The sequence below is a fragment of the Coprobacter fastidiosus genome, assembly GCF_030296935.1.
Classification (GTDB): Bacteria; Bacteroidota; Bacteroidia; order Bacteroidales; family Coprobacteraceae; genus Coprobacter; species Coprobacter fastidiosus.
In genome coordinates this window covers 1,311,468-1,328,565 of sequence record NZ_AP028032.1, presented here as the reverse complement: position 1 = coordinate 1,328,565, position 17,098 = coordinate 1,311,468, and the positions used below count along the sequence as shown (strand labels likewise).

The following is a 17,098-nucleotide window of genomic DNA, read 5'->3' as shown; positions in this document are numbered from 1 at the left end:
AGTTGTCATTTAACCGTAAAGTAAGTCTTTGGTTAATTTGCTCGAACTATTTTTGAAATTAGAAAACTTTTATTTTGTAATACACATGAAAACAAAAACTCTTTTTTTAGGGATGTGTCTGTTAATAACATCGGGGATAACGGCACAACAACGTACTTCGTTTCAGATTGGAGATGATGGTTGGGCGCTTTGGCTAGACCGAGATGCTTCGTGGAAAAATGATTCGTTGTATTTGCCTCCAGCGGATATTTCGAAAATAACTGTTGCAGAACCGACTTGCGGATGGAATAATCTTTTTTCGTCGCTTCGCCCTGAATCGGAAGCAAGGGAAGTTGTTAAAAATAAGACTTTATCTTTGAAAGTCAGAGTTCCCGGAACGGTAGAAGAATACTATTGGGATGCTCTTTCGAATAATAAAGGTTTAGGAAATACAGGAGATTATAAGGGTGTCAGTTGGTGGGGAACTGATTTTACAGTTTCTCGGGAGATGAAGGGAAAACGTATAAAGATATTTTTCTCAGAAGGTATTCGTCAAAGAGCAGAGGTATTTGTGAACCGTAAGCTGGTAGGTTATGAATTGGTGCATCAGACTCCTTTTGAGATTGATGTGACCGATGTTGTAAATTACGGAAGTAATAATGAATTGGCAGTTCGAATAACCGATCCTTCCGGGAATTTCAGTTGGGGAGATTATACCGGAGATAAATGGGGAGATTACTTGTTTCCCCAGTCCCACGGTTTTGGTGGAATTTTGGGGGCTGTCGAGCTTCGCTCCGTATCACCTCTATATGTATCGGATGTATTTGTTAAAAATAAACCATCTTTAAAGGACATAGATGTCGATATTGAAATTATTAATGAGGCGTCGTCTAAAGTTTTAAAAGGAAGTGTCGATGTGGCTATTGTAGAGGCTTGGAAAAGTAATGCTCCGGTAACTGATCCGAAGACTTTGTTTACGAAGAATTTGGGCAAAGTGAATGTAAAGACCGGAGAAACAATAAAGTTGACTTTTTCGGCCTCAGTACCCGAAGCTCGTTTGTGGGAGTTGAAAAATTCGAATTTGTATAATGTCGTAACAACGATTAAGGATAGTAAAGGTAAGGTTGTAGATCAGCATAAACAGCGTTTCGGATTTCGTTTTTTAAGTGTAGAGGGATATGGTAAGAATGCTACGCTTAATTTTAACGGTAAACGAACATTGCTTATTTCGTCTATTAGTTGGGGGTATTGGCCTACGAACGGGATGTATCCGACTCGGGAACTGGCTCGTAAACATATAGAATCGGCATTTATATTGGGACAGAATATGTTGAATTTTCACCGTTGTCAGGGAAATACGCAGGTACTTGACTTGGCCGATGAAATGGGGATGTTGTATTACGAAGAACCCGGAGGATATAGTAGTTCGAGAGTAAAAGAAGGAAGTGAGCAGAGTAAAATGAAAAATCGACTGCTCGCTAATCAATTGAATTCTCAGCGTTTTTTGAGAATGGTGAAACGAGACCGTAATCATCCGTCTTTAGTCATGTATAATATGATTAACGAGCCGGGATGGATTCCAGATGAAAGGGCGAAGAAAGATATGGCGGATGCCCATTTGCTGGATCCGACTCGTTTGGTTACATACGGTTCTGGATTTATGAATGTCGGAAATGATGAGCCTCGAAAATTGCACATGATCCCGTATGACCAGACTCAACGCACGACAGGATATTGTGATATCCATAATGCCGGAAATTCGGCCGGAGTTTATGTTGATGCTATCTATAATTCTCCTGAGAGTTTTTTGCGAAATGAACGGGCTGAGTCTGAAATTTTTGTTTGGGGAGAAGAAGCTGCTTTGGCATCTCCTCCGCAGTTAGAAAAAGTTGTTGCAGCAATAGAGGAAAACGGTAATCGCAACGGATGGGATGGTGCTGATTATAAAGATTGGTTAAATTCTTATAGAAGTTATATTAAAAATAAAGGACTTGAGAAATATTATCCCTCGATAACAAAACTCATTACTTCACTGGGCGATATAATGTACTATGAACACGGACGTTTTCTTGAAAATGTGCGGATCGCCGACGGTGCGGATATCTATGTTTTCAATGGGTATGAAGATATGAAAAACGATAATTTTTCGGGTGCTGTCGATGTTTTTCGTAATATAAAGGGTACTCCTGAATTGATTAATCATTATGCTCAGCCTGCGTTTGTTGCTGTGAAAGTCCGGGAAAAAATCGGTCATGTAGGAGATACGAATCTGTTCGACATGTTTGTTGTCAATGAACATGCTGTTCCAGGGGGAGATTATAATATAAAAGCTTGGGTTGTCAATCCGAAAGGAGATTCAGACGTATTGTATGACGGAATTGTGAAAGTCTCTGGCGGTGATACGTTCAGCAATTTGGCTGCAGCGAAAATTCCTGTGAAATTAAATAAAGGTATAGGTTATTATAAAATAAATGCAGAATTATCAGATATGTCGGGTAAAAAAGTCGCATCCGGTTATGACGATATTTTTGCAGTAGACTGGAAATCTGACAAGATAAACGGTTATGGTGCTGTGATAGGCGGTGGAATGGAACTTACTAATTTTTTGAAAGATCAGAAAAAAGCGAATGTTGTTGCTTATGACGAGTCTCTCGGAAAATTAGATTATATTTTGGTGGGTTCTATCGATCAGGGTACGGCATTTAATACTATATCGTCATTTTGTTTCAAGGCGAAAGACGGAAAAACAATGGGATTGAATCTGGATTATTTTCGAGGTAAAAATTTTGATATGCAAGTTGACCGTCGTATTTCTGCCGCACCGATAGATTTTAATGTCGGCAGTAAACTCATTCCCGGATATGATATATTGGGCGATACAAAATTCTCACTCCGCTGGGAAGGTTATATTGTAGCACCATATAGCGGAGAAACGGAATTTGAACTTTCGTATGATGATGGAGCGAATCTTTGGTTCGACGGAGAACAGGTTGTCGACAATTTTAGGAACGGGCCTAAAAGAGTTGTGACGTTTAAACGTAATTTGGTAGCCGGAAAATCATATCCTTTAAAGATCGAGGCTTATCAAGACGGAGGAACTTGGGAGTTTGCTTTGAAATGGAAATTACCGGTAAAGATTCAAGAACCTGATATGTCGGCATTATTGAAAAGAGTGCGGGATGATGGAACTAAATTGATGTTGATTGATAATGCAGAATCGTGGATGAGTAAATTAAGGGCTGTCGGCGCAGTTCCCGGTTATAAAGTATTTCATCCTTCAAAAGCTTGGGTGGGAAGTAGTTTTATGGTAAGGGAACATCCTTTTTTCAATGAGTTGCCCGTAAATAAAGGCATGAATTGGGAGTACCAACGACTGGTAGTTTATGATGGACCGAAGCATTTCGGGTTATATGAAATGCAAGGGGAAGAACCTGTGGTATCTTTGGTCGGATCTCCTTTTCACCAGATAACGACATCTGTCGGGGTATTGCCTTATGGAAAGGGGAAAATTGTATTCTCTTCGTTAGATCTGTTGCCGAATTTGAGTTTAGATAGTAAACCGGCGAATGTCCCGAAAAAGATTTTATGTAATTATTTGAAATGGGCTACAGATGTACCGATGACTGAGACCTATTTTAAGTAGTTTATAACTTTGGTGAAAAAGATACTTTTGTTGAAAAATTAAGCGAGAAAAGTCTCTTAAATTAATTAAGAGATTTTTCTTTTGCAGCATAATTTAAAACTTAAGAGAGATGAAAAACATGAAAAGTCGATTGTTGACATGTATTTGTTCGACACTGTTTTTGTTACCTTTTGATTTAATGGCGAAACACCTTGATCGAGATCGTATTGTCGCGAATCCCATAGATCTGAATTATCGGTTTCGTCCGGAGAAACCGAGTCGAAGAGAAGCTGCCGATCCGGTTGTTGTCTTATATAAAGACAAGTATTATATGTTTGCATCCAAGTCAGAAGGATATTGGAGTTCGGCCGATCTGGTGAAGTGGAATTATATCCCTTGTAAATCTATTCCGATTATAGAAGATTATGCTCCTATGGTTATAGAATTGGGCGGTGAGTTATATTATACGGCCGGATGTACCCGTTTCTTTAAAACATCCGATCCGGAAAAAGACGATTGGAAAGAGATAAAAGTCAACAATAAAAATCGGCATGACGATATTACTATTTTTCAGGATGATGACGGCAAAGTTTACTTTTATTGGGGATGTCATGATAAAAAACCGATACAGGGAGTACAGGTAGATCCAGAAAACGGTTTCAAAGAGATCGGTGAGGTAAAAGACTTGATTTTGCATAATTCAGTAAAATATGGAATTGAATCGAACGGAGACAGGAATGAAATGAATAAGGACGGCTATAATGAAGGTGCTACCATGACGAAATATAAAGGGTTGTATTATTTGCAGTATTCTACTCCGGGAACACAATTTATAACGTATGCTGATGCGGTATATGTATCGGAAAATCCGTTAGGTCCTTTTACTTACATGGAGGATAATCCTTATTCGATCAAACCCGGAGGGTTTATTTCCGGAGCAGGTCATGGACATACATTTCAGGATAAATACGGTAATTATTGGCATGTTTCTACAATGGTGATAGCGGTAAAAAATTGGTTTGAACGTCGTTTAGGATTATTTCCGGTCTATTTCGGAGATGAGGGGCACATGTATTGCCACACGGTATTCACCGATTATCCGATGCAGATACCCGATAGAAAGGTCAATTTCAAGAAAGATGATTTATCCGTGGGGTGGAATTTGTTGTCTTATAAAAAGGAAGTTTCGGCATCATCGTTCCAACCGGGATATGAAGCAGTAAATGCCGTGGATGAAAATATCAAGACATGGTGGGCGTCTCAGAGCGGCAGGTCAGGCGAATGGCTTCAGATCGATTTAGGACGGACGATGCAGGTCGAAGCCGTTCAGGTAAATATCAGCGACCAGGATTTCGAAACATTGCGGAGAGATGCAGCACCCGTATACCGTTATGTTTTGGAATCGTCTTGTGACGGAAAGAATTGGCAGATGATAGGCGACCGGAGAAAGAATGATCGGGACGCCGTACATGAATTGCTTGTTTTGGATCGTTCGGTATCAGCCCGTTATATTCGGATAAAGAACATGGAAGATCTCAATGGGGGAGTTTTTTCTCTGTCCGGACTGCGAGTTTTCGGGACGGGAAAGGGAAAAGCTCCGTCTGCAGTTACCGGATTTAAGGTTGTCCGTAATGCAAACGACCGACGTCGAGCCAGTTTCAGATGGAATAGTCAGGGTGAAACGACAGGTTATGTGATCCGTTGGGGAACTTCACCGAAGGTACAGAACAATGCCGTCATGGTTTATGGAGACGAGGCAGAATACGGCTTTTTCAATCGGGATTCTCGATATTATTTTACGATACAGCCGTTCAATGAAAATGGGAAAGGCAAGATAAGCAAAGTTATTTCTGTAGAATGAGTAAGAACCATTATTGAGGAGCATTTGGTATAAGTGAAAATTTTTTAAGAGCTTGTCTAAATTTTTTTGAGAAATTTATGCAGGCTCTTTTAAATTATGTATATAAAAATTTTAATAAGAAATTAATTCAAATACGGTTGAATATTTAATAGAACAAGGCTTTCTTTGTTAAAAATATTTGATTTGCGATACACACATATATTATTTTACAACCATGAAGAATTTCAATTTTTCTCTTTTTCTGTCTTTATTTTTTTTGATAATATTGTTGCCGGAATCGGTTGATGCAAAAAGGATTAATAAAAAGGTCGACGAGCAGGGTGTAGATATGCCGAAAGTTCGTATTGCTCCTTTTAAAGGAGATAAGGCATGCGCTATCAGTTATACTTTTGACGATGCGTTGAGAGATCAAAGTATATTGGCTGCTCCTATGCTTGAAAAATACGGTTTCCGAGGAACTTTTTGGGCAATACCTTCGATGGTTCCTGAGACAGAAGAAGAAATTCTTACAAATTCGAAGAAGAAGTGGGGTGGGATTACATGGAAAAGATTAAAAGAGATGTCGGATAACGGACATGAAATCTCGAATCACGGTTGGTCTCATAAGAATCTTGTAAATCTGAAATCAGAACAGGAGATTCGTGCGGAGATAGAGAAAGCCGATAGTCTTATTCTGTTGAAAATAGGAAAGAAGCCCCGGACATTCTGTTATCCTTATAATGCATTTAATGATCAAGTTCTTGCTATTGCAATGGAGAATCGTGTGGATACTCGTACACGCTGTTCGGGCTGGGGATATAGAACAACGACTCAGTGGATGAATAATTGGGCTGACGGATTAATTAAAAAAGGAGAGTGGGGCATACCGATGATACATGCTATTATTGATGGTTTTGATGCGTTTCCATCAGCGGATGTTTTGGATAATCATATGGCTTATGTGAAATCTAAAGAAAACCAAATATGGGTCGGTACATTTCTCGAAATTGCCAGTTATGTGAAGGAATCTGAAAATGTTCGTTTATCAGTGACTCCCCAAAAGAACGGTTTGATTTGTAAAACGGAGATGACTTTAGATAAAAAGCTTTTTACCGAACCTCTTACGTTGGTTATAGAAATAACAGGAGTAACATCAGTTAAAGCAATACAGAAAGGAAAGAAGCTTCCTGTAACAATTGCTTCAGATAAAATTTGTATTGATTTTATGCCCGGAGATTCTCCGGTTAAAATACGTTGGAAAAAGTAATAGATTAACGATAAGTATTTTTTTGATATTATGAAGAGCGGAAAGAATAGTAAGTTAAAAACTCAGTATTTAAAATTTTTCTGTTTGTTATTTTGTCTTGTATCATTTTCCTCAGGGTATGGACAAGGAGAGCGAGGATGGAAGTCGGATTGGAAAGGTGACCGTTCAGAAGTAAAGATTTTAGAACCAGGTTTAGATGTGACTGGTGTCGCTGTCTTTAAAAACAGATTGTTTTTAGATGCAAAAAAAGATAATATAAAACTTTTCCGTGAATTGTCTGATGAATATCGAAATACTAAAACTTTATGGATAAGTTTTTCAGTTCGGAAGATTGCCGGAAACGGACGTTTCGGATTATCTTTATTAGAAAATTCTCAAGAAAAGTTATTTGTGGGAGCTGTCGGTCAGGATAAAACGATTTGTTTCGGTTCGAAAAAATGCCGTGAAAAAATGGAAAGTGCCGTACAACTTATTTTAAGGGTTGAAAAAAATAAGGCTTATTTATTCATAAATCCTCCCTTAGCATCAGTTCCTGATGTTGAAGGAGCGTCTATGACTTTATCCGGAGATTTTTCTTTTGACCGGATTACCTTTTTATGCGAAAAAGGCAATGCCGGAGAATTTAGTAGGGTTGTTGCGGGAGAACAGTTTGCAGATGTCGTTTTTCCTCGCAAATCGAATGATGATTTAAGAAGTATGGGAAAGCAACCGGTTATTTCATGGAAAAAGGCGGAAGGGGCTTTATGGATAAATACGGAGTCTGGAGTGTTACAGTTGAAACCTTATGAATTCGGAGCTCTTGCGGTTCATTCAGGATCATTGAGTGCGATCGAATCGCAGAAAAATTATGCAGTTTCTCAAGAACCTGCCGGAGCAAAGTTTTCGGTAAAAGAAGACTCCGAGCGGATTTTATTAAAAACAGATCGCTTTTCTGCTACCGTAGAAAAACGTACGGGGCAAATCTGTTTGTATGATCGTTTGGGCAAATTGTTGATACAAGAATATCCGGGTGGAGGCCGTTCTGAAACCGGATATGGAGAAAAAGTGGCTTGTCGCTTTAGTTTATCTCCGGAAGAAGCTCTTTACGGGTTAGGACAATTTAGAGATAATTCGTTGAATTTGAGAGGTAAAAGAAGAGAGTTGGTGCAATTTAATACTCAGGCCGCTGTTCCTGTTATTTATTCGACAAAAGGTTGGGGAATATTATGGAATAATCCGTCTCGAACTATTTTTCAAGATAACAAAATGGGGATGAGTTTTCAGTCTGATATAGGAGATATAATCAGCTATTATTATTTTGTGGGAGATAAATTAGATGATTTGATTGCTTCTTATCGTTCGCTTACCGGTAAAGCTCCTATGATTCCTTATTGGTCTTTGGGGTATCATCAAAGTCGGAATAAATATGCAACGCAAAAAGAAGTTATGGATATTGCAGAACGGATGCACAAGGAAAATATCCCGATGAGCACAATTTTTATCGATTATTTTTATTGGCAGAAGTATGGTACGGGTTCTCATCGATTTGATGAAAATCTTTTCCCTGATGTTCCGGGAATGTTAAGTTCTTTACATAAAAATTATAATACTCGTGCCGTAATTACGATATGGCCGACGTTCCGCCCTGGAATTCCTAATTATGAAGAGTTTAATAGAGCTGGTTTACTACTCGACGGAGCAAAAGCTTTGGATGGCATTATTTATGATGCATTTAGTCCTAAAGCTGCCGAGATTTACTGGAAACAGGTAATGCCGTTAGTCGATTTGGGAATTGACGGCTGGTTCTTGGATGGTTGTGAACCGGATCAGGTAAACTCTTTTTTACCGACTGTAACTCACGACGGACCGGCATTGAAAGTTCGTAATCTTTATCCGTTAGTACACGCTACGACGTTTTATAACGGGTTACTGAAAGCTCGTCCGAATCAGCGGCCTTATATATTGACACGTTGTGCATGGGCTTCTCAGCAAAAAGTGGGTACGGCTGTTTGGTCGGGAGATATACCCACTACTTTTGATGAGTTGCGTAAACAAGTAACGGCCGGGTTAAATTTTGTAGCGTGCGGGATTCCTTATTGGACTACCGATATTGGTGGTTATTCAGGTGGCGATCCTGCTGATAAAAACTATCGGGAGGTGTTCACTCGTTGGTTTCAATATGGCACTTTCTGTCCTGTATTTCGAGCACATGGAAGACGTTATCCGGGTAATACGAAAGTTCCGAATGAATTGTGGGCATATGGTGCTGAAGCGCAAAAAATTTGTACGGAATTTATCAATTTACGCTATGCTTTGTTCCCTTATATTTATACTTTGTCTGGTCAGATAACTCGCAATCATTATACACCGATGCGGCTGTTGGCTTTTGATTTTCCGGAAGATAAAAAAATTCTCGATTGTAAAAATCAGTTTATGTATGGTCCTTCTCTTCTAATTTGTCCGGTTTTGAATGCGGGAGACCGCAAACGTGAGGTATATCTTCCTTCAGGGAAGCGTTGGATTGATTTTTGGACGGGAGAGAACTACGAAAGTGGGCAAACAATCGTAGCAGATGCTCCGATAGAGCGTATTCCTGTATACGTTCCGGCCGGATCGATTATCCCTATGAACGTATCATTATTAATGAATCCTGATTCAAGTGCTCCGGTTGAAGTACGTGTATATCAAGGTGCGGACGGTCGGTTCGAATTGTATGAAGATGACGGGGAAACATTTGATTGTGAGCGAGGAGAATATAGTTTGATTCCTTTTATGTGGAATGAAAAAAAGAGGACGTTAACCATTGGGAAACGGCAGGGTGCGTATAAAGGCATGTCGAAAGAAAGAGAGTTTCGTATTGTTTTAGTTTCTTCCGAGAAGGGAAGAGGTGTAGAAAAAAACTCACCTGATAAAGTTGTTAAATATGTAGGAAAGAAGGTAGATATTAAACTATAAAGCGTTACACGTGATTCAAAAAATAAAAAGATCTTCTCTCACCGGATTTTTGAGATATTGGGGTATATTATTCTTTTGTGTGGGAGGAACTTTGCAAGGTCAAAATATAGTTTCCCCTATATCGTTTGTCCCGGATAATTCTGTGCAAGTCCGTAATTTAGCATTGAATAGGGCTGCTTATCATTCTTCATGTTCGAATTTTGATTATACGGCTCATTTAATTACTGATGGAAATACGGATGTTCAGGGAGATTCGAAAATTACGGTACAATATTCAGATTTTCCATCTGGAGAATCTCCTGAAAATCTGTTTGACGGATCACCGAATTCAAAATATTTGACATTCCATTCGGAGGGTTGGATTCAGTATGAATTTGCAAATGAAGCGTCTTATATAATAGATCGTTATGTCTTGACTTCTGCCAATGATGATGAAAAAAGAGATCCGAAAAATTGGACATTTTCGGGATCGAATGATGGTAAGAATTGGACTTTGTTAGATATGCGTTCCGATATTCGTTTTAACAAACGGAAAGAGTCTCTTTCTTTTACAGTAAAGAACACGAGTGCGTATAGAATGTATAGGCTCGATATTACAGAAAATAGAGGGGACAACCGTACTCAATTGTCTGAGATAGACTTGTTCGAGAAAAATGTCAGTCGAATCGATCGGTCTGTTTTTTCGAGTAAATGGGAGAGTGCCGGAAAGGAGGATCAATGGGTTTATATTGATTTGGGGACGATTTGTCGGATCAATAAAGTAAAGTTGTTTTGGGGAGAAGAGTTTGCACGGTCATATCAAATTCAATTTTCTACTGATAAACGCAATTGGCGTTCGCTGTATTCAACGAATGAGGGAAAAGGAGGGATAGAAGAAATAAAACTGACTACGGCAACTGCGAAATATGTGAGGCTATATATGACAGACGGTATTTCGGAGCATTATTCTTTGGCAGAGATGGAAGTTTATGGGACGGGAGGAGTAATCCCGAAACAAATGGCTGTTCCGTATATGGGAAAAGAAGGGGCTTATTATTTGACCGGAGGAAATTGGAAAGTGCAGCGTGCAAGTTTGGTGAAATTAGATGGTCTTGAGGTTTCTGATCCGGTATTTGATGACCGGGATTGGATCATCGCTACAGTTCCGGGAACGGTGTTGACCAGTTATTTGAATATAGGAGCTATTCCCGATCCTAATTTTGGAGATCAACAACTGCAAATATCAGATGCTTTTTTTACTGCAGATTTTTGGTATCGTACAACTTTTATTGTTCCTAATAAGTATAAAGGGAAAAGAATCTGGCTTAATTTTAACGGAATTAATTGGAAAGCCGATGTTTTTGTAAACGGACATCGTGTTGGAGATATAAAGGGTGCTTTTATTCGTGGAAAATTCGATATAACTCCTTATGTCGTTTCAGGTGAAAAGGCGTGTATTGCAGTATATATTCATAAAAATGATACTCCGGGACAGATAACTGTACAAAGTTTAAATAGTGCCGGGAAAAATGGAGGAGTGCTGGGAGCTGATAATCCGACGATTCACGCCAGTGTGGGCTGGGATTGGTTACCGACGATGCGAGGTAGAAATATAGGAATACAGGATGATGTGTTTATTTCGGCTACCAACGATGTTTCTTTGATTGATCCTTTTATTATATCGGATTTGCCTTTGCCAGATTTGTCCTCTGCTGATTTGACTTTAAGAGTCGAATTACAAAATCATTCGGACAGGGCTTGTAAGGGAAAATTGATGGGAATAATCAATCCGGGAAATATCCGTTTTAGCCGGAGCGTGTCATTGAATGCTTTTGAACATAAAGATTTGGTCTTGGATAAAAATACCTTGCCTCAGTTATGTATCGAAAATCCCGATTTGTGGTGGCCTAACGGTTATGGTGAACAGAATATGTACTCGCTCGAATTATCTTTTGTGGCGAACGGAGGTGTATCCGATAAGAAAACTATACCTTTCGGAATACGGGAGATGAGTTATGATGATAGTGACGGTGTCTTGAAAACGTATGTAAACGGTACTCGTATATTTTTCAGAGGGGGCAATTGGGGACTTAGCGAGTCTATGCTTCGATTGGATAAAGAGGGATATGATGTTCGGGTTCGTTTACATAAGGAAGAAAATTTCAATATGATCCGTAATTGGGTAGGAATGACTGGAGATGAGGATTTTTATCGGGCTTGTGATAAATATGGAGTTATGGTTTGGGATGATTTTTGGTTAGCTAATCCGGGAGATGGCCCTAATCCGAATGATGAAAAGATGTTTATGAAGAATGCTGTCGATAAAATAAAACATTTTAGAAATCATCCTTCGATAGCTTTGTATTGCGGACGCAATGAGGGTAATCCTCCGGAAACATTAAATAAGGCGTTGCGAGAGCAGACATCTTTGTTGGACGGAACTCGTTTGTATATACCTCATTCTGCGACCGGTACGGTTTCTGGATTTGGACCTTACAGCGTTCAGAATCCGAGGCATTATTTTAAGATAAGAACGCATAGGAAACTTCACTCGGAGATGGGAATGCCTAATATCCCCTCAATAGAAAGTATGAAGAAGATGTTGCCGGAAGATAAATATTGGCCGGTGAATGATGTCTGGGGGCTACATGATTTTTGTATTCATTCGGCGCAAGGTGCATCCGGTTTTATGAATGCAGTGAACCGTTATGGCAAGGCCTCAGATTTGCAGGATTTTTGCAAGAAAGCGCAGATGGTCAATATGGAAAATCATAAGGCTATGTTCGAATCTTTTGTCGGTGCTCAGAGTAATGGTATGTTAATGTGGATGAGTCAGTCTGCATGGCCGAGCACTGTATGGCAGACTTATGATTATTACCTTGATCAGACAGCCGGTTATTATGGTTGTAAAAAAGCTTTAGAACCGTTACATATTCTGTGGGATAGTCAGCTTGATAAAGTCAAAGTTGCGAATAATACTCGCCAAGGATATAAAAATTTGATTGCAGAAGTGCTTATCTATAATATGGACGGTACTTTGATGTTGCGAGATTCTGTACGACTGGATTCCGGATCTGATACCGTTACGGATTGCATGTCTATCGTTTATCCGAAAAAACTTTCTCCGGTTCATTTTATAAAATTGGAACTGAAAGACGGAAATAAAATTATTGCCGATAATTTTTACTGGAGGGGAAATGAGTATCAAGAGTATTCCGATTTGTCGAATATGTTTCCGGCCGACCTGCAATATAGTCTTTATTGGGAAAAAAGTGGAGGAAAGGTATTTTTGACGGTCGATATTAAAAATGTAGGAAAGAATATTGCGTTGATGACTCGTTTGAAAGTTTTGCGTGATAGATCAAAAGAACGGGTGCTTCCGGTTTATTATAGTGATAATTATTTTTCTTTATTACCGGGAGAGACCAAGCAAGTGATTCTTGAGTTTAATGCAAAAGATTTACAAGGAGAGAATCCTGTCTTAGGTATAGAAGGTTGGAATATCGATTATATGGAAATTGTAGAATTTTAGGTGTTAAGGGTTAGGCTGGTTATTCTGAATAATACAAATAAAGTATTATTCAGAATAATTTTTTCTCCGTAGTTAGTTTATAATCAAATTACTGATTTGTTTTGTTACTTGAAATGGAAGTTCCGGATATTCATAGAGTTTGAAACGGGGTTCTGTTTCTCCTTGATAATATTTCCAGATTGTTGCATAATCTTCGGCATCTTCTCCTATTTTTATGAGCTGGCGCAAATATTCTGCAATAGATTTGTTTTCTTTGATATAGACATATTCCATTTTATCGATAATCGGACTGTGTTTACGGGTATGATCGTGATCGAAGCGTAATATTCGTTTCCCATCTTCAGTAATTCCGATCGTTTGGAATGTCATGCTTTTACCTATTCCCGGGAGATTTAACACATTTCTGTCTGTAGCGGCAAAAGGTAGATGATATTTGCTCAAGAAAGAACGGAGACTATTCGCTGTATTTTCTCCGGATTCGAGGATAGAACACAATTCTTTTGCTTGCTCGGCAGAAAGGTTGCCATAAATTTTTTCTTCGTGTTGTTCTTGCAAGGAACGGCTGTTAGGAGTAAATACGGCATGATTCTCGTTAAATCCTTTTACCGAAAAGGTATAGTAACAGACTACTCCTAAATGATTAAGAATCTGGCGAAGACGAGTTGTGTGTCCTCGGCGGGAAGCAGCCACTGTATATACGAGCTGGTTAGTAATCAACCATCCGGCGGATAGTATTTTTCGGATAGCATTTTTAGCTTCGGGAGTGACTTCAAGCGGTGTTTGAAAATGTGTTTGTATAATAAATTGCTTGACACCGATTGCGGAAGCTTTTTCTTTGAACTCTTTAAGTATGTCGATCAATTCTTGGTCGATGCGCATCGGCAAATAAGCCAGAAGACGTGATCCTAACCGGATGCGTTGCAGCTCTGCATATTTTTCTCCTTCAGGACGATTTTTGTTTGCTTTACGTTTACGGACAGCCATTCGGTAAACCGCTTCTAATATATTGCGTAAAGTTTTGTTCTGACTCATTAATGCATCGCCTCCGGTAATGAGTATATCGCGTAATTGAGTATCCGTTTCGAAATAGTCCATTAGTCGTTTGAGTTTTTTCTCCCAGCTTTCTTTCGGGCGTAAATTTTCGAATTCGAAGTTTAGCCGTTCACTTTGAAAATCATACATTCTTTGACAAGACGCACATAAACCTCCACAGGCTCGTCCCATTGTATCAGGTATGAGAATTGCCACTTCCGGATAACGTCTGTGAATATTATGACCTTCAGGAAGCAACCACCCGGCAGCATTTGGCCTTCCGTCTTTTACAATATCTTCTTTTTCCCAAGCTTTTATATGGCCGTATGTTTCGACTAGTTCGGGAGAATATAAGATATAACTACGTATAGAAATATCATTATATCCTTCTTCATTTATATTTAATAGTGAAAGATAATACGGAGTGACAAAGAATGGCATTCCGATTTTTTTTGCCCGTTGCAATAGATACATGGTTTCGTCAGAGAGAGAATTTCCTAAAAATCTATTCAGTTCTTTGGGACTTTTTACGGCTGTCGAAAGATGAAATCTGAAGTCGTTCCACCATTCTTTGACAAGTTCGTATTTTTCATTATAGTTTAGGTCAGATTCGAAATGATAACGAGACGCAGTTTTCCTATTTTCGATTTTTTGTATCAGAATATGTAAAATTCGTTCTTTGTTTTGTTCCCGAATTTCTATTACTTTCTTATCCAGACCGCTTTCCCATCGGTGTGTACGTTTTTTGATTTGTTGTAAAGATGGGGAGGTATAATTGTTTTCTGATCCTTTAAATAGAAAATATAGATCGATGAATAAATCTGTTGGAGTTTCTTCGTCGTTTAAATTTTCTGTGAGAAATCGATATAAGAGAGAGATTGTTTTTATTTGGATGTTTTGTCCCGTAGAGAGTTCGAAGATAGATTTTCCATCGTAGTCTATCAACATTTTGATCGTTTCTTGAGTATTGTTTGTCGGTATAGTATCTATAAATGCATTTAATTGTATCTTGAATTTTTCTTCATTGGGACTATTTTGCACGATTGATATAAGTGCAGGAAGTTCTTGTTTATATAGTTGCTTTAGTTGAGAGAGTGTGAGAGTTAGTATTTTTTTCTGTTTCATAGGCTATTTTATTTATATAGTTATTAAAAGTATTTTACCGGCTGATTAATAATAACAAACAAGTTTTTTATTAGTTGTTTGTTTTCTATGATTAAGATACGCTGAAAATTATTGGATCTATGTATGCGTATGATTATGAATGATCCGGAACAATCCGTTTTGAATTTTTTAAGTCTGTCTGAATTTTTCGATAAGGACCTCTTTGCATTTTTTTCCAGTCTTTCTTTCCGTTTTCACTTGTCTTGCTATTTGACAAGTGAAAACAATAAAATATCCTTGAAAGAAACTTTTAAACTTGACCCGGGTAAAATTTAGACAAACTCATATATTTTGAGTAGAATAAACTCCAATATTTCAAATATACAAAAAAAATTCGGATATTGATTTGAAGTGATTTTTCTTTAACGTTGTTTATCTTCAGTATAAAAATGCAAAAGAGGAGAATAATTAATTATTCTCCTCTTTTGCATTTTTATTAATTAAGGAATTAATAAGCGAAGATGGGATATGATTTCATTGTTTGGTTCACTTTTTCACGAACGGCTTTAATAATGTTTCCATCTTCAGGATGAGCTAAAACAGTATCTATCATTTCAACGATTTCGAGCATGAGATCTTCTTTTGCTCCTCGTGTCGTAATCGCCGGAGTTCCTATACGAATACCGGATGTCTGGAATGGTGAACGGCTGTCGAAAGGAACCATATTTTTATTTACGGTAATATCTGCTTCGACCAGAACTTTCTCGGCAACTTTACCGGTAAGTTCAGGGAATTTTGTACGGAGATCAATCAGCATGCAATGATTATCCGTTCCGTTTGAAATAATCTTGTATCCCTTATCCATAAACGCTTGAGCCATAACTGCGGCATTTTTCTTGACTTGCATCTGATAAGCTTTATATTCTGGTTGCAATGCTTCTCCGAATGAAACGGCTTTAGCTGCAATAACGTGTTCCAACGGTCCACCTTGCACTCCGGGGAATACTGCAGAATCAAGAAGCGCTGACATTTTCTTGATTTCTCCTTTAGGAGTTGTTTTTCCCCAAGGATTGTCAAAATCTTTTCCTAATAAAATGATTCCGCCACGAGGTCCACGCAAGGTTTTATGAGTCGTAGAGGTTACTATGTGTGCATATTTTAACGGATTATCCAATAATCCGGCAGCAATAAGTCCTGCAGGATGAGCCATGTCTATCATGAAAATAGCTCCTATTTCATCTGCGATTTTGCGCATGCGAGCATAATCCCATTCGCGAGAATAAGCCGAAGCTCCACCGATGATTAATTTCGGACGTTCACGAAGGGCGACTTCTTCCATCATATCGTAATCCACATATCCGGTATCTTCTTTTACACCGTATTCCAGTGGCTGGAACATCAGCCCTGAAAAGTTAACAGGTGAACCATGAGATAAATGCCCTCCGTGAGATAAATTTAACCCGAGGAACTTATCTCCGGGATTCAACACTGCCATGAAAACAGCCATATTGGCCTGTGCTCCGGAATGCGGTTGCACATTAGCCCATTCTGCTCCGAAAATTTCTTTGATTCTGTCTATTGCGATTTGTTCACTTTGGTCTATTACCTCACATCCGCCGTAATATCTCTTTCCGGGATATCCTTCTGCATATTTGTTGGTTAGGCAAGATCCCATAGCTTGCATTACTTGATCACTTACAAAATTCTCTGAAGCGATGAGTTCTATTCCCTTCAGTTGCCTTTGATGTTCTTGTTCGATAATGTCGAAAATAGCATTGTCTCTTTTCATTGTTGTGCTTTATATAAGAT

Annotated in this window: 7 protein-coding genes; 5 read left to right on the top strand and 2 right to left on the bottom strand. The window is 38.6% G+C overall.

Going from position 1 to position 17,098, the window contains the following annotated elements; all coding sequences use genetic code 11:
* Positions 1-85 precede the first annotated feature (85 nt).
* The 5 genes from QUE35_RS05310 to QUE35_RS05290 all read left to right on the top strand — a co-directional run bounded on the left by QUE35_RS05310 (position 86) and on the right by QUE35_RS05290 (position 13,153).
* Positions 86-3,622: a glycoside hydrolase family 2 gene (locus QUE35_RS05310; RefSeq protein ID WP_022601913.1), complete on the top strand. Its 3,537-nt coding sequence runs from the start codon at positions 86-88 to the stop codon at positions 3,620-3,622.
* 109 nt (positions 3,623-3,731) lie between these two features.
* Positions 3,732-5,462, top strand: a complete 1,731-nt coding sequence (locus tag QUE35_RS05305) for a family 43 glycosylhydrolase (protein WP_022601911.1) — start codon at positions 3,732-3,734, stop codon at positions 5,460-5,462.
* Between the two features lie 214 nt (positions 5,463-5,676).
* The gene (locus tag QUE35_RS05300) at positions 5,677-6,708 is read left to right on the top strand and encodes a polysaccharide deacetylase family protein (protein ID WP_022601909.1); all 1,032 of its coding nucleotides are present in this window, start codon (positions 5,677-5,679) and stop codon (positions 6,706-6,708) included.
* Between the two features lie 84 nt (positions 6,709-6,792).
* Positions 6,793-9,642, top strand: coding sequence for a glycoside hydrolase family 31 protein (locus QUE35_RS05295; RefSeq protein WP_244925449.1), 2,850 nt, complete (start codon positions 6,793-6,795; stop codon positions 9,640-9,642).
* Positions 9,643-9,652: 10 nt separating this feature from the next.
* Positions 9,653-13,153, top strand: a complete 3,501-nt coding sequence (locus QUE35_RS05290; protein ID WP_081705712.1) for a glycosyl hydrolase 2 galactose-binding domain-containing protein — start codon at positions 9,653-9,655, stop codon at positions 13,151-13,153.
* Positions 13,154-13,225: 72 nt separating this feature from the next.
* Here the strand turns inward: QUE35_RS05290 and QUE35_RS05285 are convergent, their stop codons facing one another.
* Positions 13,226-15,310 (bottom strand): KamA family radical SAM protein, encoded by a 2,085-nt coding sequence (locus tag QUE35_RS05285; protein WP_022601903.1) that lies wholly within the window; start codon positions 15,308-15,310, stop codon positions 13,226-13,228.
* Between the two features lie 487 nt (positions 15,311-15,797).
* Positions 15,798-17,078, bottom strand: a complete 1,281-nt coding sequence (gene glyA, locus QUE35_RS05280; protein WP_009319526.1) for a serine hydroxymethyltransferase — start codon at positions 17,076-17,078, stop codon at positions 15,798-15,800.
* Positions 17,079-17,098: the final 20 nt, after the last annotated feature.

What these genes read in the sequence shown, in the direction of transcription:
- QUE35_RS05300 (WP_022601909.1), top strand. Translation starts at nt 5,677, where the DNA reads ATGAAGAATTTCAATTTTTCTCTTTTTCTGTCTTTATTTTTTTTGATA.
- glyA (WP_009319526.1), bottom strand. Translation starts at nt 17,078, where the DNA reads ATGAAAAGAGACAATGCTATTTTCGACATTATCGAACAAGAACATCAA.
- QUE35_RS05305 (WP_022601911.1), top strand. Translation starts at nt 3,732, where the DNA reads ATGAAAAACATGAAAAGTCGATTGTTGACATGTATTTGTTCGACACTG.
- QUE35_RS05310 (WP_022601913.1), top strand. Translation starts at nt 86, where the DNA reads ATGAAAACAAAAACTCTTTTTTTAGGGATGTGTCTGTTAATAACATCG.
- QUE35_RS05285 (WP_022601903.1), bottom strand. Translation starts at nt 15,310, where the DNA reads ATGAAACAGAAAAAAATACTAACTCTCACACTCTCTCAACTAAAGCAA.